The sequence below is a fragment of the Paenibacillus glycanilyticus genome, assembly GCF_023715145.1.
Classification (GTDB): Bacteria; Bacillota; Bacilli; order Paenibacillales; family Paenibacillaceae; genus Pristimantibacillus; species Pristimantibacillus glycanilyticus_A.
This window is the reverse complement of record NZ_JAMBNP010000001.1, coordinates 815092-838095: the sequence shown is the minus strand read 5'-3', so window position 1 is coordinate 838095 and position 23004 is coordinate 815092. Positions and strand designations below refer to the sequence as shown.

Here is a 23004-nt window from a genome sequence, read left to right as displayed (position 1 = left end):
GAAGCCCGATGGAGGGTTTCAGCTTTGTTGCGTTGGTAGTGGCTGCCGGATGTACTCAAGCCGCGCTTACTCATGTCCAGCTGCCAGATTCATCTCTATGCACATGAGGATAAAAGCGCCTGCACCGTGCAGATCGTTCTCGCTTGTTGGGCGGGCGATGTAATGGGCATAATCGCCAATCCCTGTTCCGATGCAGATTTGACCAATAACCGCGTTGCCGTTGTTGTCGTACCTCAGCGTATTTCCGGCAAGCGGGAGTTTTTTATTAAGGATCGGACGATGGTTATTCACGAGGGGGACATTGTGATCATCTCGCCCAATATCCTGCATATAACGACTAACACGGAGACACCCGAGCACGAGCGGCTTATTGTCAATATTCACGAGAAGCATATGGCCGCGGGTAATGCCTCATATATGGATGTGCTGCATCCGCTTTTCGAGAAGGAGTATTTAATTATCAGATGCCTGTTGCAGGATCGTTTGGCGATTGAGACTTTGTCGCGGACTATTATTGCGGAGATGCTGGAAAAGAAACCGGGCTTCTTTATGTTTGTATATTTATGGTAGAGTAGTGAGGGTATGGGATAACTTGCCGAGCTGTAAAAATAACGAACAATTGTGGTGATAACATTGGATCCTCTTAAGCTAGCTATCAACGAACTGAATGAATGGGAAGCACGGACTATTTTATATGATTTGTTGAAGGAGGCAGAAGGTTTGCCAGACTCAGATCTGTCGGGCAGACTGTTGAAGCTGTGGAATGATCGGAAAGACGAAGCACGCCTTCGGCATGAGGAAGCCGAGAGGATTCAAAAGAACGTACATATTACTTTTAGTCTTTCAGACGCCGGCTCCTTGAAAGTTGCACTCAGCGAGCTTGGGAACAGACAGGAGAATAAAGTATTAGCATTTGATGAGTCATTTTCTATTGGTCCTATAGTTCAGCTTGATATTGCGGCAGGAAGGCGAACGAGGCAGCATTGGATGATGGAGCGGTTCTCTCCTTGCCGAATGATGAATAATCAAAACAGAGAGCATCAAATCGAGAATATGATAGAGGAGTTTGCCAAAATCCCGGCGGATAAGACGATACATATTTGGTGTGCGAACAACGCTCATGATCAAACCGGTTTGAGGCTGACCATGTACTTGCTGCGGCATCATCAACAGCCCATAAAATTAATCAATTTCACAGAAATTCTTCACGACAGTCCGGTACCTCCAATTGCTCAGGCCTTTGTCGGAAGAGATATGCATCGAGAGATCGTAAAGAATTGTCATCGGTCTCGGACAGTAACCTTGCAAGAGAGGCAGCAATATGTCTCATCCTGGGAGAAACTATCGCTCGAGAATAATACATTGCGTTTATGGCAGGATGGCGAAATCAAGGGCTGTAAGTGTGATGAGCTGGATGGAATAATCAAATCCGCTGTCATGGAATTACAAGCGGAGAGTGACGATGAAGGATTTATTAAAGCAGGAAAAGTTGTATCCAAAATGTTCGAGAGTTTGGAGCAGGTTATCGACGATTCTTTTATAGAGTACCGGATTTGGATCTTAATTAGTAATGGGGTATTTACGTTCAGAGGACTGCCAGGAGCGTTGCATCAGTTTTCTATTAAACGAACGACGCCAGGAGTCAATTAGACAGCAGAGAGCCGTATTTATTGAACGGTTCGCATACTATTTCTATTAACAATATCATTGGCAATATTGCCGTATTGTTCCTTTTGGTATTCTTCTGCCTTTAATAGCCCTAAAGTCTATTAAAGCCTCTAAGGTTATCTATCTGTCTCTTGGATGGAGTCTATGCCTTGAGATCATAGAGTTGGTATTTAGTCGAGGAACCTTTGATGTAGATGACCTTATTCTGAATGCGTTTGGAGCTTTCCTTGGTTTTCTGGGGTTCCGGTTTATAGCAATTATCGTAAAGCTAGTATATAAGAAAGCCCCTAAGCAACCGTCCCGTTCCATGAAAGATAAGTATTTACAAGCCCATAAATAGATCCGCATCCCCCAAAAGAGTCCCACACGTCGCGTGCCGGGCTCTTTTTTATTCACGCCATTATTTGAAGCGATTTTTGCGAGTCATTTAAATAGAGTGTTATGTCGCAATCTTATAGTCGAATCTTCTGATTTTCATCGAATAAAGGTGGAGGTAGAGAAATATCTATGAACTATAACCGCATGGAAGCGCTTAACCAAGGGTGGTTGACTAATAGGGAGGGATTTTGATGGCACGGGGTAAAAGTTTATGGTCCATTTCCGCTTCGCTCGTCTTGTGTACAACCCTGCTGTTTGCCTGCTCGAACAATTCGAACGGCACAAACACGCCTAGCAACAGTCCAAGTACTTCGGCTGACACGGGCACCAAGGAGACTAACGCAGGGGCAACAAACGACGGGGGAGACAAGGGCAATACGGAGAAAAAGGTCATTACGATCACCTATCGCGATGACGGCATCGGCGAGCAAGGTGTTATGTACAAATGGATTCAAGAGCTTGCGGCGAATTTTCCGGACAAGGGCATAGAGATTAAAGCTACTCCGATCCAAGCGTCCGAAGGAGACTATTTTGCCAAGATTGCATTGGCGCTGAAGTCCAAGGATACGGCACCGGATATCGTGACGGAAGATACGTTTATTCTGAACTCGGATGCAAGCGCCGGCTATCTGACGCCGCTTGATGATAAAGTGAGCGCCTGGGAGGACTGGACGAACGGGTCCTTCATCGAAGCGCTGAAAAAAGGCGTCACGGCCAGCGACGGCAAGGTCTACGGCGTGCCATACAATACCGATTCCAGGGGACTCTGGTATAACAAGGAGCTCTTCAAACAGGCTGGCCTGCCTGAAGAATGGGCACCGAAGAACTGGGATGAAGTACTGGACGCGGCCAGAACCATTAAGAGCAAGCTTCCGGACGTGGTGCCAATCTGGATGAACATGGGCAAGGCAACCGGCGAAGCGACTTCGATGCAGACTTATGAAATGCTGCTCTATGGGACCGGCGAGAGACTTTACGATAATGACACCGGCAAATGGATTACGAAGAGCCAAGGAATCGTTGATGCTCTCACCTTCATTCAAACCATTAACAAAGAGAAGCTTGGACCGCCGCTCTCGAAGGTCCTGAACGGTCAAGCGGGCAATACGTCAACTCGCGAATACCTCCCGCAAGGCAAGCTGGCGATCTCGCTCGACGGCTCCTGGATTACAGGCAATTATCTGGAAGGCGGCGCGGCGACATGGCCGGAATACAAGGATGTTCTTGGCTTCGCGCCAATGCCAACCAGCAAAGGGCAGGCACCTGGCTCCATCACGCTTGCGGGCGGCTGGGCATTATCGATTCCGGCGAACGCGCAGCATAAAGACGAGGCATGGGAAGTTATCAAATTCGCGCTCAACAAAGAAAACTCGAAAAAGCTTGTTATTGCATCCGGGAATATCACCGTTCGCGCGGACGTAGGTTCCGATCCGGAATATACCCAAATGCCGTTTAACCAAATCGCAACCGAATATCTGAAGAATGCGGAGTTCCGCCCGGCTCAGGATAAATATCCGGAAGTATCGACGCAAATCCAGACGATGGTCGAGTCCGTTGCATCCGGCACGTCCGCGCAGGATGCCGCCAATAAATACGCCCAGGATGTCACTCGAATCGTCGGCGAGGATAAGATTGTAGAAAAATAATAGCAGACGGCTTGCTCAAGCTCTTCCTCTAGATACGGCTGCTTGAGCAAGTCTTCTTTTCTGAAGGCGGAGGAGGTTGACCTTAATGAGCAGTATTGCCTTAAATGGCATGCCAAAGCGTAAACGGACATGGACCTGGCTGTATTTCTTGCTGCCCTCCGTGGCCATCATGCTTGTGTTTTTTATATACCCGATTCTGCTGACCGTATTCTATTCCTTTACGAATCTGGCTCTTACGGGAGAAGCGGCCAAGGATCTGAATTTTGTCGGTCTGGACAACTACTCGCGCATGTTCGAAGACCCTACGGTCCGGACGAGTATATGGAATACGCTGATTTTCCTGATTGGTTCGGCAGTTGTTGGTCAGCAGGTGCTGGGATTTCTGATTGCGCTGCTGATGAAAAACAAGAATAGATGGTTTCGCAGGATTATCGGAACCATCGTATTGGCGGGCTGGGTTACGCCGGAGATTGTTTGCGCATTATGCTTGTACAGTTTTTTTGCGGATGAAGGTACGCTGAATGCCATTCTGACGTCGTTTGGCTTTACCGAGGTCACCTGGCTCTACACCGTTCCGATGATTACGATCATTCTGGCAAATATTTGGCATGGCACTGCCTTCTCGATGCTTGTCTTCCAGGCTGCCCTGGACGATGTGCCAAGCGAGATTGAAGAGGCCGCTATCGTAGACGGCGCTTCGAAATGGCAGGTGCTGACGAGAGTAACGATTCCTTATATCAAGGACTCCATTACAACGAATGCGATGCTTGTTACGCTTCAGACGCTTGGGGTATTTGGCCTTATTTACGCGATGACGGGCGGAGGTCCGGGAACGTCCACGACCACGCTGCCGATTTTTATGTATAATCAGGCTTTCGTCAATTACCAGCTGGGTTATGGTACGGCCATTTCCTTATTGCTGCTGTTCATCGGTATTATCCTTAGCTTGTTCTATATCCGCTCGATGAAAGAGTAAACGGACAAGGAGAACAATTGTATGAGTGCGAATCAACGCAAATGGATTTTTCAATTGCTGCCGTATACGATCCTCGCTGTGATTGGAGTTTGTTTTCTGCTGCCTTTGTTATGGGTGCTTGTAGCGTCCGTCGACACGAATGCCATGCAGTCTCTCAAGACGCCAACCCAACTGACGGTGAACAACTATGTGGATGTTCTGACCAACAAAGAAAATCAGCGTGCCTTTCTGATCGGCCTGTTGATGTCCGGCGGCCAAGCTGTTCTGGTCGTTATACTGGGACTTCTGGCAGCCTATCCGTTATCACGTTATCAGCTAAAATATAAGAAGTCCTTCATGCTGACCATCCTGTTCATGACTTCGTTGCCGATTACGGCCGTCATGGTACCGGTGTATCAGCTCTTTCTCACCTTGAAGCTTTACAACAACATCTTTGGCGTTATACTCTTCTTCGTTGCTTCAGCAATGCCCTACGGGATCTGGATGCTGAAAAACTTCATGGATTCCGTCCCGTCGGAGCTGGAGGAAGCGGCCTGGATTGACGGCGCATCGGTGTTTGTGGGGATACGGAAGGTTGTTGCACCGCTGATGATCCCCGGGATTTGCACCGTGGCCATCTTTACCTTCTCCGGCAGCTGGGGGAACTTTTTCGTGCCGTACATCCTGCTGCAGTCACCGGAGAACTTCCCGGCCTCTCTGAAGATCTACCAATTCTTCGGGCAATACGGCATGGCCGACTACGGCAAATTAGCCGCATTCTCCGTCATGTACGCGATCCCGTCCGTGATGCTGTATATCTTGTCCCAGCGCTTTATGTCCAAGGGCTTTGGCATGCAGGGAGGGATGAAAGGCTAGGAATGAAAACCTTGATTGGCGTCATCCGCCGATTAAGGTTTTTTTATTTCTAAAATTTAGGTGATTAAGAGGTTGACTTCAGATTTGGCACAGTGATATATTGTGCATGCATGACATGCACAATTTGATCGGAGGTACGGTATGCTGGCCTTGGATATTCGTAATGTAAGCAAGAAATATAAAAATTTCGAATTAAGAGATGTAAAAGTCGATCCTGAATTTAATCCATATTGATAGCGGAGAGGTGCGCATTCTAGGCAAGAACCTTGCCGATCATGAATTAGAGCTGAAGCAGGAAATCGGATTTGCGTTTGGGGATGTTGATTTTTATAACCGCAGCAAACTAAAAACATTAACCGACGTCATTCGGAAGTTCTACAAGAACTGGAGCGATGAGACCTATTACAGCTGTTTGAAAAGGCTCAAATTGGATGAGAACAAAAAAGTTTCCGAATTATCGACGGGGATGAAGGTCAAATACAATTTGGCCCTTGCTTTGTCCCATGGCGCTAAGCTACTCATCCTCGATGAACCAACCAGCAGACTGGTTCCGGTCGCAAGGGATCATTTATTGGAGATTTTCCAAGAGCTCGTAGCAGAAGGGGAGATTAGTATTCTATTCTCCACTCATATTACGTCTGATCTGGAGAAATGCGCGGATTATATTACCTTTATCGAGAACGGGCATATTCCTTCTGTATTTTTGCTGGATCACAATTCCCAATATGTTTGCGGGCTTTCGAACGCAGAACGATCTGATGTTTACCGCCATGATGCCCGTGACCAAAAACGATATCGTGAAAGCAAAGGTATCCGTTATTGTTCTGCTTGAATTATTGCATATTGTAATTGCAATGATCTTTGGTATGATAAGTATCAACTTGTATCCGAATATCATTTATGTTTTGTGATGTTTGCGATGTTCAACATTTGCTTTTTACCCATCTATTATAAAACGGCTTACAAATATGGCGAGGCGACGGTTGTTTCTATAGCAGCCGCTATGCTTTTTGCCGGAATTGCGCAGTGGATCGGAATCCAGAGTCCTTATGTACATGACATTTTTATGGCTCCGGTCTTGATAACATGATGCTTCAAGCTTCAATTCTGATTGCAGGAATCGTAATCTTTATTGCCTTAACCGGAAACGGTTATCGGGCTGCGATTAAACGATTCCCTAAAGTGGAGATGTAATGAATGAACGTAGCGATTTCCAACACATCTGATAAACCGATTTACCAACAGATTTTCGAACAAATCAGTGCCCAGATTCTGAAAGGCGAATTAGAAAGCGGCTATGTGCTGCCGCCTATCCGGCAAGCAGCCCAGGAGCTTCGTGTCAGCATTATCACCGTCAAGAAAGCTTGGGAAGAGCTCGAGCATAGTGGATTGATCAACACGGTAACCGGTAAAGGGTGTTTTGTAGCCGAGTTCACATCCGATCAGATGCTGCAGCTTCGTAACGATATGATCCTTAAGCAAATGGTTGCCGATGCGTCCTACTACAAGTCCTTTGGCCTCATGATTGATGAAGTGGTTGAACTGCTTAAGAAGGTTTATTAATTAAATTTGACAAGAACCGGCGGTGCGGCTCTCGCACCGCCGGTTTTTCTTATCCATACACATACCAGACACGAACGGAGGCTCTGAACGATAAGGTTCCCGGCTCAATGGATGTCCCGGCATCACCGGCGGGAATGGAGGCTGACTTAAACATGACCGGTTCAAAGCTTCTTCCTGGCGTCTCCATAACCTTGCAAGGAATGGCCGACAGGGAGACCCCAAGCGTGGCGGCAATGGCAAGCGCCTTCGCTTCGGCATCGCGGACGGCCAGGGTTAAGGCTTTTCGCCGGGCCTCATCTGCGTTTGTCGATCGGAAGGTTACATCCGATACCATGTTTGCCCCATTGGCGACTGCCGCGTCAATAATACGCCCCGTATCCTTCGCCCCATCTATGGCGACGCGCAATAAATGCACAGCCCGGTATCCCCGAAATACTTGCTTCCCGTCAATAAAATCGTACTGCGGCTCAATCGTGTATTGAGCGGTTGAAATATTTTCCCGCGGCACGCCTAGCGCGAGCAGGGCTTGAATAATGGCCTCTATCTTCAAGGCATGATCGGCTTGCAGTTCTCCCAGACTGTCGCCTTCATCCGAAACGCCAAGCGTGACAACCGTTTCGTCCGGCACGGCGGTAGCCACTCCTTCTCCCGTCACTTCAATCGTAAAATCACATACCTGTTCCAGTTCCTTCATCACGGATCGGCCTCCCTTTCAAGCAATCTCTCATAATATATATAGACGTATAGCCATAGGGAGATGTTTCGGATTTTTTTGATTATTGATTTAGCACTAAACAACAATTCCAAATAGAGGAAATAGTAAATTTGGACTATTATTTTCCCAAATATTTCATGTTACAATGTCGAATGTCATTGTGACTTAAGCGTCCAAAGCTAATGAAGCACGATCACGTTTAAAGTGGTGGTGTTTTTTTGTTTTATGAGTAAATATTTTATTTCCAAGAAATTGAAACGTCCAAAAAGCTCACCTCGTATACAATGAACATCCAATTTGAAAGGGGCTCATAAAGAGATGCGAGTCATTCTGTTTGTGAAGGATCAGGAGCAAGGATTGAGGCAGATCGATGATCGGGATTGGGATTCCGCGATGATTGCCTCCCTGGAGCATGTGAACTATTTGACGGTTCAGGGACAGGAGTATCAAACGCTGGAAGGAAAGCTGAATCTTGATGCCGGACAATTAGAGCTCCTTGTTGTGAGAATGAATCACCAGACACTATAGAAGGAAAGAAGGGAATTGGCCATGCCAGAAAATAAAAAAATTGCCCCGCTCAAAAACAAACTGTCATCCAAAGAAGGGATACCCCTCAAAGTGCTCTCCACTTCGCTAGGTATTGCTCTGTTGGCCAATTTGGCGGCAGTACCTGTTCACGGAGCGGCAAGCCCTGCTCCAACCGAATCGCCGACCCCAGCCGTATCCAGCTCCTCATCCGGCCCAAAGCTGGTTGAGTGGTCTAGCGAGGCAGTCAAACGTTACTATGATCCGGCAGTGGACTGGAACCTGCCAATTCCGTCGAATGAAGAGCTGGATAAAGAGGAAGCGGTGCAAGGTAGTCCGCAAGTGACTTCCGGCGGGGGCTCCGGTGGAGGAACAACGATTGTGCATCAATCCTCGGGCTTCGGCTGGGATGACCTGATGCTATACCATTTATTGTTTAACGGCGGCAGCTCGTATTCGTCCCAATCCTGGGCATCCTCCCATCGTTCCTATTATTATGGAAGCACACGCCCTTATGAGCCTAAGAGCTATTCTAACGGTAAATTCCAGAACAAGCCGGTTGTGGGGTCAACCGTTTCACCTCCTAAGACCTCGAGTTCTACCGGTTCGGTTACCCGTCGTTCGACCTCGTCATCGCCAGGGGGCATAGGCGGAAAATCCAGCGGATTCAGCTCTTCTTCAAGCTCCTCGAGCTCTCACTCCAGCTCAGTCTCGTCAGGAGGGTTTGGAGGATGACGCTTACAGAGATATTCACCGTCATTGGAGAGCCCGATGCGGATCGGACCCGCAAGGTTAGGCAGTTGAAGGATATGGGATTTGCTTGGGCGGATCTGGAGTCGGAAGCCTATTGGATCGACCAAGTGGTAGGGATGGACCGAACAATCTATGAAGAGCTCGAGCAAGCCTCAAAGAAGCTGTGGTTGATTCTGGATAAAACAGCACGTTACATTCACGGCAAACATGACCTTTATCAGCTGATTGGCATTCCCGCTATTTTATGGGATTTAATCGATTTGCTGCCTATGCCCGAAGAAGGAGTAATCAGCAGATACGCTAGATTTGATTATGCGATTTCGCCCGAGGGCACGATCAAGATGCTTGAATTAAATGCAGATACGCCAACAGGGTATGTAGAAGCATCGATTGCAACACCGTGGCTCTGCAATCTTGCTAATGTCGCATCCATGAACGGGAAAATGAAGGATCTGGTTGCTGCGGCTTGGGCCATTGAGCAGCCGGATACGGTAGCGTGCGTAGCGTACGGATCGCATTTGGAGGATTCCGGGACGATAGAAGCTTTAGCCAAGCATAGCGGACTGGACCTCCAGCTGGAGGATTGCTTAAACCTGTGGGTGGATGACGGCATTTTGAAGAACGGGCAAGGAAGGCCAATCCGCAGAATGTTCGCTCTCTATCCGAAGGAATGGATGGCGCATGATGACGGGGGAGAAGCATTGGCTTATGCCATAGAGAAAGGTCACTTGCATTTGTTTAATTCCGTTCATAGCATTCTGCTTCAATCCAAAGGTCTGCAAGCCGCGGCCTGGGGATTATATGAATTAGGCGTTCTATTCGATGGACAAGAACGCGAAACCATCGAGAGGTATATGCTGCCGACATATAACAAACCCGTATTCGACGGGAATTTTGTATCCAAATCGATGTTCGGTCGCGAAGGAGGATCGGTCAGGATGTTTGATCAGTCCGGGCAGCTCGAGATTGAAGATCAGGAGGCATTCGATACCAGCGAGCTGTTTCCTGTTGTGTATCAGAGAAGAACCGAGCTCTCGCGCGTTCATACGGCAGCCGGCGAGCTGCACTTGTTAGTTGGCATGTTTATGATCAACGGAGAGACAGGTGGTCTTCTCGGTCGAGCCGGGGGACCTATTACCGGCAATTCAAGTCATTTTATCCCGATTGGAGTGTTGGATCCAAATGAAGAAACTAACGATCATCGCTAGCACCTTGCTGTTATGTTTCCTTCTCAGCTCATGTACGGACAATCCGGATTACGTGTTTAGCACTAGTTCGAATTCCGCTGCCTATACGAGTTCACAAGATGTTGCCGAAGAGACCCCAACGATTCATCCGGTAAGGAATGTGCCGTGGGATTACCGCGTCGTGGAAGAGGAGGTTGGCGATCTGGTTGGCAGCGATATGACGATCATTCCGGACAACACGCTGCTTCCAAATGACAATAACTACGCAACGGGAGATAAAGTGTGGATTCTTCAATATATGGATGCGCAGTTAACGATGGACGATGATAGACGCAGCCAGATCAAGCTGTCTTCCTGGGATACGCTGAAATCATTCAAGGATGAGAAAAGCGCTCTTGCGGACTTGGCCACTTTAAAGGAATCGATTCAGACGGAAGTGGATTTAATTGGGGTGTACAAGACGGAGAATGCTGGCAAGACGCGTGAATTTGCCGTTATTACTCTGCCATCGGGCAATGTGGTTAAACAGCCAATTAGCGATGAGAAATACGCTTCTCTAAAGACTAAATCCAAGGTGAAGGTAAATATTGAGCAGGTACATTTGTACAATGACTACGATCAAGTATATTCAAAATTCCGGGGGTGGGCGCAGTGACCGTTGTTATTAATCTTGTCGTTAGTGTCGTCGTTATTATTATTCTGCAATTGGCCGGAATGCTGGTCTTTAGCTTGATGACGCCTTTTAACGACCTGGAAGAATTGAAAAAAGGAAATATGGCAGTAGGGTTGGCGTTTGGCGGTAAATTTTTATCCACGGCACTCATCATTGGGGTAGCAGCTTATACGAATACATCCATCTGGTATATGATGTTGTGGTTCCTGGTAGGATATTTTATCCTTATCGCCTCCTATTGGCTCTTCGAGCTTGTTACGCCAGGGCTGAAAATATCCGAGCATCTGCAAAAAGGCAACGTCGCCATTGGCGCGCTTCTATGCTTCGTCTTTGTAGGAACAAGCTTTGCTGTCAGCAGCTTGATTATTTAAAGAAAGAGGTAAGGGCAGCGTCCCTTACCAATAGAAAGACCATCCACACGCTATTACAGCGTACGGATGGTCTTTTTCTTTCTTCAAGTCACAATTTTTACCTTACAAGTCATCAGCGTGGTAGTGCAAGGGAGGGGGAGATTTCTACAATGGCTTATGGAGTCGTAGTTGTTCTCCGATATCCAGAGGTGGGTGGTTACATGCAGCCTAGAGTGAGGTTGAGACGAGCTATGTAACCGCTTACTTTTTGTGGAGAATGTGGACCAAGAAAGGGAGGAGGAAGCGTTCGTCAACGGTTCAAACCCTAATCCATTGGAGGTAATCTCATGTTAAAAAACCGGCTGTTTATTTATGTACTCACTTTGGCCCTATTAGCTCTTCAACTGCCATTTGCCGCGGCCGTTTCAGCAGCATCGCAAACCTATGAAGCGGAATCCGCAACCCGCTCGGGCGGAGTTGTTATAGCCTCGGATCACACAGGCTATACGGGTTCCGGTTTTGTTGGCGGTTATACCGACACGAATAAAGGCAATGCTGCCACAGCTTTTACGGTATCTGCCGGTGCAGCGGGCAGCTATACGGCAGCATTAAGGTATTCGAACGGAACAGGCTCCGCCAAAACGTTAAGTTTATATATTAACGGCACCAAGCTGAAGCAGATCTCGCTATCGGCAACGGCCGACTGGAACAGCTGGACCACTCTATCAGAAACCGTTACCTTGAATTCAGGCAGCAATACGATTACGTATAAGTTCGATGCAACAGATTCGGGGAATGTGAACCTGGACAATATGGTGGTCAGCGACAATTCCTCAGGCACTACGCCACCCGGGACAAACCTGGCTCTGAACAAGTCGATCACGTCGAACAATAATTACTCCGGCTTTGCGGCCACAAACGCGGTTGACGGCAACGCATCGACCTACTATGAGGGCGCAGCCAATTCGTATCCGAATACGCTTACTGTCGATCTCGGGAGCGCGCAAAGCGTAAACGCGGTTGTTCTGAGGCTCCCGGCTTCCTGGGGGACTAGAACGCAGACATTATCTGTCTCAACAAGCACGGACAATAGTGCCTACAACACGGCTGCCGCTTCCAGCACCTATACATTTAATCCAGCTTCGAGCAATGCGGTTACGATCTCTTTCACAGCGGCTTCTGTTAGATATGTCAGAGTGAACGTTACGGCGAACTCCGGCTCGACAGGAGGTCAAGTGTCGGAACTCGAGGTATATGGAAGCGGGGGCACAGTGACTCCTCCCGTGACTCCGCCTCCTGCGGGAACATACGGTGCAACGATGCCTTATGACGCTTATGAGGCAGAATCCGTTACTTCCACAGGGACTATCGTTGGTCCAAATACGACATTTGGCCATATCGCATCGGAAGCCTCGGGCAGAAAAGCCGTACAGCTTACAGCTGCCGGCCAATATGTGCAGTTCGCCTTGGCGAAGGCGGCAAAAGGCGTAACGATCCGTTACTCGATTCCGGATAACGCCTCAGGAACAGGCATGGATTCGGCTATCAGCATGTACGTTGGGGGCACTTTGTTCAAGGATATTAACCTGACTTCCAAGTACAGCTGGAACTATGGGGCTTGGGGAACGGAAGGCGGAGAGATCCGCTGGTCGAATAACCCGAACGCCACGCCAACAACCCCTCATCATCTCTATGACGAAGTATCCGTTGTATTGAATCAGGAATACCCGGCGGGAACGGTGATTAAGCTTCAGCGGAATGCGACAAACCTGAACTTTAGCTCGACAGCCAACGTGACAATCGATCTGATAGAGACCGAAGCGATTCCGGCTGCGTTAACGATGCCGTCCAATTATGTATCTATCGCGAGTTACGGTGCCGTGGCAAATGACGGTGCAGATGATACAACGGCGATCAACAATGCAATCAACGCAGTGAAAAACTCAGGCGGTACGTACAAAGGGGTGTGGATTCCGTCAGGTACGTTTACGCTGAATAATGGAACGAAGGGCGCAGGTTACAACAGTACCGGAACCAGGCTGTACCTTGACAGCGGAGTGTCGATGAAAGGCGCGGGCATTTGGTATTCGACTCTGTCGGGCAATTATGCCGGACTTTATCTGCGCGGCGGCAATGTTACGATCTCGGATTTCAAGATCAGCGCAAACGATATTATCCGCGATGATTATAACGGTGTATCCGGCGTAGAGGGCAACGGAACGAATTCGACGTTGACGAACCTCTGGATCGAGCATGGCAAGGTTGGCTTCTGGTTAACCAATCAGACGAATAATGCGACGATCTCGAACTCCAGAATTCGTAATGTTTGGGCGGATGGACTTAATCTTCATTACGGCACTTCAAATACGACGGTCACGAATAACTCGGTCCGCAACAGCGGCGACGACGGTCTTGCGATGTGGTCGGACACCTATTTAAACACGAATAATACTTTCAGCTACAACACGGTTCAGCTTCCTACTCTTGCAAACAACATTGCCGTTTACGGAGGCAAGGATAACAAGGTAATCGCTAATTTGCTGACGGATACGGTGGTGAATGGTTCGGGCATCTCGTTTGGAACGAACTTTAATCCTCCATCCATGACAGGGACGATAACCGTGCAAGACAACGTGCTTATCCGAACCGGCTCCTATCATAAGGATTATGGCTACCAGATCGGCGCAATCTGGGCGTATTGGCTGAATAACAGCGGCAAAGCCCAAAACCTGACGGTTACGGTGTCCGGCAATACGATTCAGGACAGCGTTTACTCCGCTATATTTATCGAAGAACCAGCTCCGAATATTTCGGTAACGTATGCTTCGAACACGATTATTAATGCAGGAACCTATGGAGTCTATATTAGAGGAACGGCAACCGGCAGCTCGGCATTCAATAATAACACGGTGAATGGGGCGCCATCCGGTAAATTCTCCAATACGTCAGCCAGCTTTACGGTAACGGGCACAGGCAATAACTGGTGATTAATAGTTGAAAAAGGAAGAAGCCCTGCTTATGAGCCGGGCTTCTTCTCGCATTTAGAAAGCTCCCATTTTTTCACCTGTTCCGCTCGACTAGAATCATGGGATAATAGACAGATGTTGTAGGAATATAGTTCCATATTGAAATAATGAAACCAATTCCAGGGCTCAACGTATTGTTCACAAGTTTGATTATACGAAAGCATGAATCATCACAATGACCGGAACCGGACATTATGGTGATAATTCATTAAGCGAATGCTTACGAAGCATGAATCATCACAATGACCGAACTACGGTCATTAATGGTGATAATTCATTAAGCGAATGCTTACGAAGCATGAATCATCACAATATCCGAACTACGGTCATTAATGGTGATAATTCATTAAGCGAATGCTTACGAAGCATGAATCATCACAATATCCGAACTACGGTCATTAATGGTGATAATTCATTTTAGGAGGCTAAATATGCCTGGCATCAGGATTGTTACCGATTCCACAACTGATTTGCCGAAGGAACTGCTCGACCAGCATGAAGTGGAAGTCATTCCTCTGTCGGTATATGTAGATGGTGAAACGTACGAAGATAACGTAACGATTTTTCCGCTTGATTTTATTCAGAAGATGAAAAATTCCGCCGAGCTTCCGAAAACCTCGCAGCCCGCAGTTGGGGTGTTCCTTGATTTGTACGATCGGCTTGGGCAAAACGGAGATACGATTATTTCCATTCATATGACCAGCGGCATGAGCGGAACTTATTCTACGGCTTGCGCTGCAGCCGAGATGTCTTCCAGCAGCGTAGTGGTGATAGATTCGCAGATGATCTCTCAGGCGCTTGGCTTCCAGGTCATTGAAGCCGCGAAGATGGCGCGTGAAGGATTAAACGTCCAGCAGATTAAAGCGAGACTAAAGAACATGCTTGAAAACACTTCATTATTAGTCGTAGTAGACACGCTCGAAAATCTCGTAAAAGGCGGACGTATCGGCAAAGCAAAAGGGTGGATCAGCTCCGTTCTGAGCATTAAGCCGATTGCCATGCTTCAGCAAGGCGTGTATACGCCGATTACCAAGGTTCGGACTTCATCCCAAATTATTAAGAGCTTAATGGAACGATTCAAAAGCGATACCGAGGGCAAAGAGATTACCGAGATCGGAATCTCTCATGCCGATAATCTCTCCCTGGCAGAACGGCTTCGGGAAGAGCTGGGCCGCATTACAGCAGTTCCGGTCCGCATTCGTCCGGCAACTCCGGTTATTACGACGCACACCGGACCCGGGGCCATCGGCTTTATGTATTGCGCAGAGTAAGTTAAGGGGTTAAACCGAAAGACGGGCACTTTTTAAAGTGCTCGTCTTTCGGTTTTTTTACGATACTAATGAAGTTAACGCGATAACTCGCGGCGTACCAAGGGGGCTACTTTGCTATAAGGCATTCCGCCGATATCCAATTGGATCATGAATCGTTCATGCCGGAATAATTCATGCTGGTGCAAGATCTTCTCGATGACTTGTTCGGGACTGCCCACGGCAAGTACGGTTTCAGGCCCGGAGATGCGCTCGAATTCGGCTTGGGACATTTTACCCTTCAGAAATTGTCCGAGATAACTGCTATAGTAGGGGTAAAATTCTTTCTGTGCCTGCTGTGACGTCTCGCTGATATAGCCATGACTGGAGACGGCTACTCTTAGTACGGAAGGATGATGTCCCATATCCGCAAGAGGCTTTGCCCTATCCGGCGTTCCGCCGAGCAGGGCAAGATTCATGCCAAGGCCAAGACGGCCGGCATTAATGGCGCTTTGCGGCGTGCCGCCGACGCCGACCCAAATGGGCATTTCCGATTGTTTTATTCAAACGAAACACCTGCTTTCTACATGAACGGCGTAGACGGCAACCTTTCCGGAAAGGTCTAAGTTTGCCGCAGCACACACAGCTAGGAGTGTTTGCACTGTCATTATCATCCCGATAGACAAGTTTGAGAAATAGTTACTTTTTTATGTCCGGGTTACATATTTGTAACCCTATTTGCATGGATGCTTATCTCCTTATGAGCTAAATAAACAAATAAAACGGGCTTTACGGAAAAGTACATCCGGGGAAAAAACTTTATAGTTAACTCATGCAACGCGGAACACAAAAGATTAAATAAAATAAAGCATGAGGTGGGAGAATAATGACAAAGCAAAAAGTATGGTTAGTTACCGGAGCATCCAGAGGAATTGGTTTGGAGATCGTGAAGGCAGTGCTCGCAACCGGAGATCAGGTCATCGCAACGGTTCGTCGTTCCCCGGAGAATCTGCTTGATCAGCTCGGAAATCCCGCTAATCTTAGCGTTGGAATATTAGATATCACTAACGAAGCGCAGGCGAAGGAAGCCGCGGATCAGATCGTTCAGAAATTCGGGAAAATCGATGTTCTCGTCAATAACGCCGGATTTGGACTTCTTAGCGCGGTAGAGGAAGCTTCCGCAGATGAAGTGAGAAGAAATTTCGAGACCAATGTGTTCGGGCTGCTTAACGTAACTCGCGCAGTGCTGCCGCATATGAGAAAAGAACGCGCGGGACATATTATTAATATTTCTTCTGTCGGAGGACTAAGCGGATATATCGGTTGGGGAGTGTACGGCTCGACCAAGTTTGCTGTTGAAGGGATTACGGAATCCATGGCGCAAGAACTGGCACCGCTGGGCATTCACGCTACCGTAGTGGCTCCGGGCTTCTTCCGCACGGACTTCCTGGATGCTTCATCGCTCAGCAGCTCGGATCGGATCATTCCCGATTACGCCGAGACGGTCGGGAAGATGAGGGATTTCGCCGCAGAGGCCAACCGCAAGCAGCCAGGAGACCCGGTTAAGCTGGCTAAAGCCATTGTAAGGCTTGCGAATGCCGAAAAACCGCCTGTCCATTTGCCGCTTGGAAAAGATTCGCTGCAAAGCTACAGGGAGAAGACGGCAAGCTTTGAAAGGGATATCGAGAACTGGTATGATGTCATTACTGGTACAGATCACGACGATGTATAATCTCATTATATAAATATAACCGGGGGCATTTGCTGCACCCCGGTTTTTTATTCGGATCAACAATCGACAGGAGGCTATTCATTTGTTGCTGCGGGCGGAGAAAGCAATTAAGGTTCCCCACAGTCTAGCCAAAGATTCCAATAATCAAGGGATATTGAGAATGAAGGGGCTGACCGTTGTTGAATCTTGTACCTTCACAGAAGGCTTGAAGGGAAGCATGTTCTTGGAGGATCATCTTCTATTGTTTGTACTCGAGGGAATCTATAAAGTAAGATTCGGCAAAGAGGAATTTACGGTGAAGAAGAACGAAATGGTTCTGCTGCAGAAATCGATTATGGTTGAATACGAGAAGTCGGGAGATGAAGGCTCTGACTTTTTACTGGACTATATGATGTTTTTTCTGAAAGATGAGCTGCTTACGGAATTTATTAACATGGCCGATCTGCAATATAACTATCCTTCCGCCTTAGTGCCGGTATCCGTAACCGGAGTTAATGAGCGATTAACGAACTATCTTTATTCACTAAAGCCTTACTTTAAAGAAGCGGATGCCCTTAAGGAAGGGCTGATCAAGGTTAAATTATTGGAATTACTGTTTGATGTGGCGGATGCCGAAGAGCAGTTTTTGTACCAGTTTTTGCAACTAAAAAGCACTGACCGAAAGGGCATAACGGAGGTGGTGGAGCAGAACATCACTAACCCGGTGTCGCTAAGTGATCTTGCCTATCTGTCGGGCAGAAGCTTGTCGACCTTCAAACGGGATTTTCAGGCGATATACAATAGCTCTCCCGTGAGATGGATTCGCAACCGCCGATTGGATATGGCCAAGGATATGCTGCTTCACACCTCCGCATCGGTGACGGATGCTTGTTTTTCGACAGGATTCGAGAATGTAGCCCATTTCTCCAAGGTGTTTAAAGAGAGGTTTGGCGTCGCTCCTTCCGCTTACAAGCATGCCTTTCATAAGCCCACCTGAGACAATATCGTGAAAATTGGCGAAATTTGTTGATTTTTCGCAAAGATTTGGTATCATATTGACGAGTTTATGGGGGGAGTCGATTGGGTGATCCGTATTTCTTCGTTAACAGAGAAAGGCTTTAATTATCATGCGCTGCCCCAGGGCGTTCAGATGCTGGACAATATGCTGACCATGCAGCTGGAAGGCGCGGAAGAGGAAATAAGCGCAAGGCTTAGCTTCAGCTTTCAGAGCCGCGAATGGACCATTGATCATGTTATGGAGACCGATACAGTCTTTGAGTTTCGTCCTGAACTCCTCGCAGAGGGCAACCGTCTGATCGCGCGGATTGATGAGATGAACCGGATGAGTGATGAGGAATTCGATGCCGCTTATGAGCGCGGCGAATTTAAGGATATGACGTAATGAACGAACCGGCCTTCTGCACAGGGCTGGTTATTTTATTTTTCTCCGGAGCAGGAAAAGAAGATCGGATGGTTAATGACTATAAGTGGACGTTATCATCTCGAATGACTGGAGAGTGCAGGTTGTGGCAAATGAACGGAATTGGGCAGGCAATTATACGTATAATGCCCTGGAATATCTCTACCCGGAGAGCGTAGAAGAAGTGCAGGAAATTGTCTTGCGAAACAGCAAGCTGAGAGTGCTCGGCTCGAGACATTCCTTTAACGGAATCGCGGATTCGCATGCAAGCCTGGTGTCCCTTCAGAAGATGAATCGTATTCTGGCCTTGGACAAGGTCAATAACCGCGTAAAAGTTGAAGGCGGCATTCGTTACGGAGATCTCGGCGAGTATCTTTATCGGGAAGGTTACGCCCTTCACAATCTGGCTTCACTGCCGCATATTACGATCGCAGGCGCGATCTCGACGGCAACCCATGGCTCTGGCGACCGGAACGGCAATCTGGCAACGGCGGTATATGCCCTTGAGATTGTGAAAGCGGATGGAACGGTGGCCGTGTTCACCCGGGACGATCAGGATGGCAAATTTAGCGGAGCGGTTGTTGGTTTAGGGGCGCTGGGCGTTGTAACAGCTATTACGCTGGACATTCAAACCGTATTCGAGATCAGTCAATATATTTATGATAATCTTCCTTTGGCGCAGCTGGAAAATAACTTTGAAGCGATTTTCTCAAGCGCTTACAGCGTGAGTCTGTTTACGGACTGGAAGGATTCGACGTTTAATCAGGTATGGCAGAAGAGATTGTTCAATCCCGAGACAGGAGCCGATGCGGAAGCGGAGTTCTTTGGCGCAAGCCTGGCTGAAGCGAAGCGCCATCCGGTACCGGCGCAAACAGCGGAAAATTGCAGCGAGCAATTTGGCGTTCCGGGACCATGGCATGAGCGGCTGCCGCATTTCCGGATGGACTTCACGCCAAGCGCCGGAGAAGAGCTGCAAACGGAATACTTCGTAGCACGCCAGGATGCTTATCACGCTATCCGTGCTATTAGTGAGCTTAGCGAGCAAATCTCGCCGCTCTTGTTTATTTCCGAGGTTCGTACCATAGCGGCAGATGAGCTGTGGATGAGCCCAAGCTATAAACAGGATTCCGTGGGATTCCACTTTACTTGGAAGCCAAATTGGGAAGCCGTGAAGAAGGTGCTTCCGCTTATCGAAGAGAAGCTTGCGCCGTTCCATGCGAAGCCGCACTGGGCCAAGCTGTTCACCATGCCGGCCGAACGGTTACAGCCACTGTTCGTGAAGCTTCCGGACTTCCGGGAGCTGATGCTGGAATGCGATCCGGAGGGGAAATTCCGGAATGCGTATATGGAAGAGTATGTTTTAGGGAAATCGTAATTGGACCGAGCCTCGGGAAGAGGCTCGGTTTTTTTTAATTAGGAATAAATGATCGAAATTACCTATCATTATCATAGAAACAATGATATTGATCAATCGATTTGAATCTCCTACAATCAGGCAACAGGAACTTGAACCGAGAACGACATCAAGTGAGGAGATGGGGATAATATGAGCAATTTGACGAATTCGGGTTGTCCCGAATGATTATCGCATCGTCGGGAGACGATAAAATGCTAAATCAGGTTCAAAAGCAGCTCAATAAGCTTATTGATGTTGTTCAAATTGTTGAATTAAGCGCTTATCCTCTCATTGAACGCGAGCTTGTACTGATCAAGGTAAGTGCTGTTTCTAAAGTGATCCCTGAAATTTTAAGCATGGTTAATACTTTCCGTGCTTCTGTTGTCGATAAAGGATTGGATAATATGATTATTGAAGTGGTTGGGGATCAAGATAAAATCAACTCGTTTATTGAATTGTTGAAGCCCTATGGCATCCTGGAATTAACGCATACAGGCTTGACTGCCATGGCTCGCGGAGAAGTTAATCAGCAGGAAGGCTTCCCGGAAATCGTAATGGAAAGGGTCGTTTCATATGGAGTTCAGACAGTTGGAATGCTTTATCGCGACATGCGAGGAAATGCATTTTACAAGAGCCTCCGTCAAGCTGGGGATTACCCAGCCTTCTTTAAGCCATCAAATCAAAACGCTTGAAGACGAGCTTGGGGTCCCGTTATTCGATCGTATCGGGAAGAAAATCGCGATTACCGAGGCTGGTCATATTTTGTATAAACAAAGCAAATTGGCATTGAGCAATTTAATTAACGCCAAAGAGCAAATTGAAGAGCTTCTGCATATTGAGCGAGGCACTTTATCGATTGGTGCTCTCCCTGGCGAGCTGAGCCAATTAGTCTCTTCCTTGCTGCTTGATTTTCACCATAAATACCCCAAAGTAAAGATAAAAGTCTTTAGCATGGAAGATGTCGTAAGCCGAATATTACAAAACGAATTGGATTTGGCCATTACTATTCTGCCCATTGAGGATGACAGAATTGAAACCGTTCCCCTTTACCGGGAAAAATTTTATTTTGTCGCTACGCCGGAGCATCAATATGCGGGCCGTGAAGCCGTAAATTTTCAAGAAATACTCGATGTACCGGTCATCATGTTCCCCGAGACCCATCGGTGCCGGCAATTGATCGATATGACTTGCTCGCTGGCCGGGCAGAAGCTGGATCCCTTAATTGAGACTTCTACGATCGACTCGTTGTTTGGGCTTGTCCGTTCAGGCGGAGGGGGCACGATTTTATCAAAAACCCTGATTGAAATGTACAATTACGACAATTTGGTTCGTATTCCGATACAGAATCCAACCTTGTGCAGACAAGTGGGTATCGTATATCTCCGCGATAAATATATGGGGAAAGCTTCGCAAGGTTTTATTGATACGTTGACGGCTCATGTAAAGCTGCTCAAGAAGGATAGCCAGCAAGAATATTGCGACAACGAAGAAGGATAATTCGATAAAGAACATCTATCATTTTCATAGAAATAACGATATTGATCTATAACAGTGAATTTTATAGACTGAGGGCAGATGGACTTCACATCATTTCAACAGAAAGGATGATAAGATATGCATCCAAATCCCCTTCGATTTGATGCTGATTTTGATAATGTATTATTTTTTGGTCAATATGTGGTGGTGGTTACGGATGATAAATTTACGGCCGGGGGATTGCTGGAAGGCTATGACGATAAGCACGTCTGGATAAGAGGCAAGAGACATTCTCGCACAAGCTCGTCATTCATTCAAATGCCGCCGCCAGATTTCGATTTTTTCTAAGCTCATATTTAAAGTATAGGATGCATAATCCAAAGCGGATATTAAGAAAACAGAAAGGAGCACATCCGAGATGGTTTTGGACTTCTTGAAATCCAAAGGGTTTTATTCGGCCTATCTGTTGGTTATTCTCATGCTGATTGGTTCTGTCGTTCTCGAACAAAAGGATATTCTTTTTCCCGAAATCGCCGGCATGGCGATGGGGGTCATGGTATTCCCGGTGCCGCATTGGATAAGGAATCCCGTTCATCTATGGCTTTCCCCAACATTAGCAGCGTTTATAGGCACTTTCATGAATGCTTTGTCGTTACCGCCTTTGATGAAAATTTGGCTGGGACTTGTTGTTGTGGTCCTTCTCATGCATATATTCCGAGTCCATTTTGGGCCGACGATTCCTGCCGCATTGCTCCCGATTTTTTTGGGACTGGATAATTATGTGTTTGCCATCTCAACGGCCGTCTTTACTTTTGTCATTATGCTGGCCGCATTTAAAGGAAGAGATCCGAAGAAATTTTCTGGCGGTACGCAGAAATTCCGCAAGGTAACCGATACGGTGATTATAACCGTCATTTTAGGTCTTTGGATTGGACTAGCAATCGCGGCAGATGCCGTATTTCTAATTATTCCGCCTGTCTTTGCTCTTATCTTCGAGGTGTTTCATATGGAGACATTCACTTGGAATATGATTCCTCGTCGTTTAACGGTATTAACAATAACGGGTATTCTTTCAGTTGGCGTGTACCATTTGCTGGATGGTTCAATCATAGGAATCGGTGTCATTAACGTATTGATTACAATCATTCTTTGCAAGCTGTTTAAAATGCCCATCCCCGTTGCGTTTGGCGTCTCCTTAATGCCTCTTATTGTTCCCGAGTGGAGCACATGGGCATTCCCTATAGGCGTCTTTGTCACAACGGGAGGCTTGATGTGCATTTCTGCCGGGTACCGGCAGCTTCGGAACAAACCATCGGTTGTTGGGGCATAAAACGGATTACCTCCCGCATATCGACCATGAGGCAGCAGCTGCCCTCATGGTCTTTTTTTCATTGATCTGTGATCTCGAATCATTGTTTTCGTCTATCGTTTTCATAGAA

Annotated in this window: 25 protein-coding genes and 1 pseudogene; 23 read left to right on the top strand and 3 right to left on the bottom strand. The window is 47.4% G+C overall.

Annotated features, from left to right (window positions below):
• Nucleotides 1-66 precede the first annotated feature (66 nt).
• Nucleotides 67-291 (bottom strand): glycoside hydrolase family 88 protein, encoded by a 225-nt coding sequence (locus M3194_RS03940; RefSeq protein ID WP_251651711.1) that lies wholly within the window; start codon nt 289-291, stop codon nt 67-69.
• Here M3194_RS03940 and M3194_RS03935 point away from each other — a divergent pair.
• The 8 genes and pseudogenes from M3194_RS03935 to M3194_RS03900 all read left to right on the top strand — a co-directional run bounded on the left by M3194_RS03935 (nt 280) and on the right by M3194_RS03900 (nt 7086).
• Complete coding sequence (locus M3194_RS03935; RefSeq protein ID WP_251651710.1) at nt 280-570, top strand: hypothetical protein; 291 nt, start codon at nt 280-282, stop codon at nt 568-570. The two genes, M3194_RS03940 and M3194_RS03935, sit on opposite strands and share 12 nt — an antisense overlap.
• 63 nt (nt 571-633) lie before the next feature.
• The gene (locus M3194_RS03930; protein WP_251651709.1) at nt 634-1650 is read left to right on the top strand and encodes a DUF1835 domain-containing protein; all 1017 of its coding nucleotides are present in this window, start codon (nt 634-636) and stop codon (nt 1648-1650) included.
• A 73-nt stretch (nt 1651-1723) separates the two neighbouring features.
• On the top strand, nt 1724-2008 hold the full coding sequence (locus tag M3194_RS31590) for a VanZ family protein (protein WP_397334278.1): 285 nt from the start codon (nt 1724-1726) through the stop codon (nt 2006-2008).
• 229 nt (nt 2009-2237) lie between these two features.
• Complete coding sequence (locus M3194_RS03925) at nt 2238-3692, top strand: ABC transporter substrate-binding protein (protein ID WP_251651708.1); 1455 nt, start codon at nt 2238-2240, stop codon at nt 3690-3692.
• An 85-nt stretch (nt 3693-3777) separates the two neighbouring features.
• Entirely contained in the window at nt 3778-4668 is an 891-nt protein-coding gene (locus M3194_RS03920) for a carbohydrate ABC transporter permease (RefSeq protein WP_251651707.1), read from the top strand.
• Nucleotides 4669-4689: 21 nt separating this feature from the next.
• Nucleotides 4690-5523, top strand: a complete 834-nt coding sequence (locus tag M3194_RS03915; protein ID WP_251651706.1) for a carbohydrate ABC transporter permease — start codon at nt 4690-4692, stop codon at nt 5521-5523.
• A gap of 141 nt (nt 5524-5664) precedes the next feature.
• Nucleotides 5665-6214 (top strand): annotated as a pseudogene (locus tag M3194_RS03910) (ATP-binding cassette domain-containing protein); the annotation flags it as partial.
• Nucleotides 6215-6720: 506 nt separating this feature from the next.
• On the top strand, nt 6721-7086 hold the full coding sequence (locus tag M3194_RS03900) for a GntR family transcriptional regulator (RefSeq protein WP_251651705.1): 366 nt from the start codon (nt 6721-6723) through the stop codon (nt 7084-7086).
• Nucleotides 7087-7135: 49 nt separating this feature from the next.
• On the opposite strand, the gene M3194_RS03895 is transcribed toward M3194_RS03900, so the two are convergent.
• Entirely contained in the window at nt 7136-7780 is a 645-nt protein-coding gene (locus M3194_RS03895) for an SIMPL domain-containing protein (protein WP_251652126.1), read from the bottom strand.
• 339 nt (nt 7781-8119) lie between these two features.
• On the opposite strand from M3194_RS03895, the gene M3194_RS03890 reads away from it, so the two are divergent.
• The 7 genes from M3194_RS03890 to M3194_RS03860 all read left to right on the top strand — a co-directional run bounded on the left by M3194_RS03890 (nt 8120) and on the right by M3194_RS03860 (nt 15586).
• Nucleotides 8120-8329 carry a hypothetical protein gene (locus tag M3194_RS03890; protein ID WP_251651704.1) on the top strand — a complete coding sequence of 70 codons (210 nt, stop codon included), beginning with the start codon at nt 8120-8122 and terminating at the stop codon, nt 8327-8329.
• 21 nt (nt 8330-8350) lie between these two features.
• The gene (locus M3194_RS03885; RefSeq protein WP_251651703.1) at nt 8351-9061 is read left to right on the top strand and encodes a hypothetical protein; all 711 of its coding nucleotides are present in this window, start codon (nt 8351-8353) and stop codon (nt 9059-9061) included.
• A complete protein-coding gene (locus M3194_RS03880; RefSeq protein ID WP_251651702.1) occupies nt 9058-10287 on the top strand; it encodes a glutathionylspermidine synthase family protein in 1230 nt (409 codons plus the stop codon). The genes M3194_RS03885 and M3194_RS03880 overlap by 4 nt, the downstream gene beginning before the upstream one ends.
• Nucleotides 10262-10921 carry a hypothetical protein gene (locus M3194_RS03875; RefSeq protein WP_251651701.1) on the top strand — a complete coding sequence of 220 codons (660 nt, stop codon included), beginning with the start codon at nt 10262-10264 and terminating at the stop codon, nt 10919-10921. Before M3194_RS03880 ends, M3194_RS03875 begins: the two co-directional genes overlap by 26 nt.
• Nucleotides 10918-11310, top strand: coding sequence for a DUF350 domain-containing protein (locus M3194_RS03870; RefSeq protein ID WP_251651700.1), 393 nt, complete (start codon nt 10918-10920; stop codon nt 11308-11310). Before M3194_RS03875 ends, M3194_RS03870 begins: the two co-directional genes overlap by 4 nt.
• 326 nt (nt 11311-11636) lie before the next feature.
• Entirely contained in the window at nt 11637-14276 is a 2640-nt protein-coding gene (locus tag M3194_RS03865) for a galactose-binding domain-containing protein (protein ID WP_251651699.1), read from the top strand.
• A 470-nt stretch (nt 14277-14746) separates the two neighbouring features.
• Complete coding sequence (locus M3194_RS03860; RefSeq protein ID WP_251651698.1) at nt 14747-15586, top strand: DegV family protein; 840 nt, start codon at nt 14747-14749, stop codon at nt 15584-15586.
• A 74-nt stretch (nt 15587-15660) separates the two neighbouring features.
• Here the strand turns inward: M3194_RS03860 and M3194_RS03855 are convergent, their stop codons facing one another.
• The gene (locus M3194_RS03855; RefSeq protein ID WP_251651697.1) at nt 15661-16110 is read right to left on the bottom strand and encodes an LLM class flavin-dependent oxidoreductase; all 450 of its coding nucleotides are present in this window, start codon (nt 16108-16110) and stop codon (nt 15661-15663) included.
• Between the two features lie 338 nt (nt 16111-16448).
• Between M3194_RS03855 and M3194_RS03850 the strand changes: the two genes are divergently transcribed.
• The 8 genes from M3194_RS03850 (at nt 16449) to M3194_RS03815 (ending at nt 22895) form a co-directional block, all read left to right on the top strand.
• Nucleotides 16449-17294, top strand: coding sequence for an oxidoreductase (locus M3194_RS03850; protein WP_251651696.1), 846 nt, complete (start codon nt 16449-16451; stop codon nt 17292-17294).
• Between the two features lie 82 nt (nt 17295-17376).
• Nucleotides 17377-18270: a helix-turn-helix domain-containing protein gene (locus M3194_RS03845; protein ID WP_251651695.1), complete on the top strand. Its 894-nt coding sequence runs from the start codon at nt 17377-17379 to the stop codon at nt 18268-18270.
• An 87-nt stretch (nt 18271-18357) separates the two neighbouring features.
• Nucleotides 18358-18675, top strand: coding sequence for a hypothetical protein (locus tag M3194_RS03840; protein WP_251651694.1), 318 nt, complete (start codon nt 18358-18360; stop codon nt 18673-18675).
• Between the two features lie 124 nt (nt 18676-18799).
• Complete coding sequence (locus M3194_RS03835) at nt 18800-20068, top strand: FAD-binding protein (protein WP_251651693.1); 1269 nt, start codon at nt 18800-18802, stop codon at nt 20066-20068.
• Between the two features lie 194 nt (nt 20069-20262).
• Nucleotides 20263-20781 carry an acetolactate synthase small subunit gene (gene ilvN / locus M3194_RS03830; protein ID WP_285889076.1) on the top strand — a complete coding sequence of 173 codons (519 nt, stop codon included), beginning with the start codon at nt 20263-20265 and terminating at the stop codon, nt 20779-20781.
• Nucleotides 20708-21586, top strand: a complete 879-nt coding sequence (locus tag M3194_RS03825; RefSeq protein WP_251651691.1) for a LysR family transcriptional regulator — start codon at nt 20708-20710, stop codon at nt 21584-21586. The genes ilvN and M3194_RS03825 overlap by 74 nt, the downstream gene beginning before the upstream one ends.
• Nucleotides 21587-21703: 117 nt before the next feature.
• A complete protein-coding gene (locus M3194_RS03820) occupies nt 21704-21913 on the top strand; it encodes a hypothetical protein (protein WP_251651690.1) in 210 nt (69 codons plus the stop codon).
• Nucleotides 21914-21983: 70 nt separating this feature from the next.
• On the top strand, nt 21984-22895 hold the full coding sequence (locus M3194_RS03815) for a hypothetical protein (protein ID WP_251651689.1): 912 nt from the start codon (nt 21984-21986) through the stop codon (nt 22893-22895).
• Nucleotides 22896-23004 lie beyond the last annotated feature (109 nt).

What these genes read in the sequence shown, in the direction of transcription:
- M3194_RS03875 (WP_251651701.1), top strand. Translation starts at nt 10,262, where the DNA reads ATGAAGAAACTAACGATCATCGCTAGCACCTTGCTGTTATGTTTCCTT.
- M3194_RS03885 (WP_251651703.1), top strand. Translation starts at nt 8,351, where the DNA reads ATGCCAGAAAATAAAAAAATTGCCCCGCTCAAAAACAAACTGTCATCC.
- M3194_RS03865 (WP_251651699.1), top strand. Translation starts at nt 11,637, where the DNA reads ATGTTAAAAAACCGGCTGTTTATTTATGTACTCACTTTGGCCCTATTA.
- M3194_RS03925 (WP_251651708.1), top strand. Translation starts at nt 2,238, where the DNA reads ATGGCACGGGGTAAAAGTTTATGGTCCATTTCCGCTTCGCTCGTCTTG.
- M3194_RS03850 (WP_251651696.1), top strand. Translation starts at nt 16,449, where the DNA reads ATGACAAAGCAAAAAGTATGGTTAGTTACCGGAGCATCCAGAGGAATT.
- M3194_RS03890 (WP_251651704.1), top strand. Translation starts at nt 8,120, where the DNA reads ATGCGAGTCATTCTGTTTGTGAAGGATCAGGAGCAAGGATTGAGGCAG.
- M3194_RS03915 (WP_251651706.1), top strand. Translation starts at nt 4,690, where the DNA reads ATGAGTGCGAATCAACGCAAATGGATTTTTCAATTGCTGCCGTATACG.
- M3194_RS03920 (WP_251651707.1), top strand. Translation starts at nt 3,778, where the DNA reads ATGAGCAGTATTGCCTTAAATGGCATGCCAAAGCGTAAACGGACATGG.
- M3194_RS03825 (WP_251651691.1), top strand. Translation starts at nt 20,708, where the DNA reads ATGCATTTTACAAGAGCCTCCGTCAAGCTGGGGATTACCCAGCCTTCT.
- M3194_RS03935 (WP_251651710.1), top strand. Translation starts at nt 280, where the DNA reads ATGGTTATTCACGAGGGGGACATTGTGATCATCTCGCCCAATATCCTG.
- M3194_RS03855 (WP_251651697.1), bottom strand. Translation starts at nt 16,110, where the DNA reads ATGCCCATTTGGGTCGGCGTCGGCGGCACGCCGCAAAGCGCCATTAAT.
- M3194_RS03815 (WP_251651689.1), top strand. Translation starts at nt 21,984, where the DNA reads ATGGTTTTGGACTTCTTGAAATCCAAAGGGTTTTATTCGGCCTATCTG.
- M3194_RS03860 (WP_251651698.1), top strand. Translation starts at nt 14,747, where the DNA reads ATGCCTGGCATCAGGATTGTTACCGATTCCACAACTGATTTGCCGAAG.
- M3194_RS03820 (WP_251651690.1), top strand. Translation starts at nt 21,704, where the DNA reads ATGCATCCAAATCCCCTTCGATTTGATGCTGATTTTGATAATGTATTA.
- M3194_RS03880 (WP_251651702.1), top strand. Translation starts at nt 9,058, where the DNA reads ATGACGCTTACAGAGATATTCACCGTCATTGGAGAGCCCGATGCGGAT.
- M3194_RS03895 (WP_251652126.1), bottom strand. Translation starts at nt 7,780, where the DNA reads ATGAAGGAACTGGAACAGGTATGTGATTTTACGATTGAAGTGACGGGA.
- M3194_RS03900 (WP_251651705.1), top strand. Translation starts at nt 6,721, where the DNA reads ATGAACGTAGCGATTTCCAACACATCTGATAAACCGATTTACCAACAG.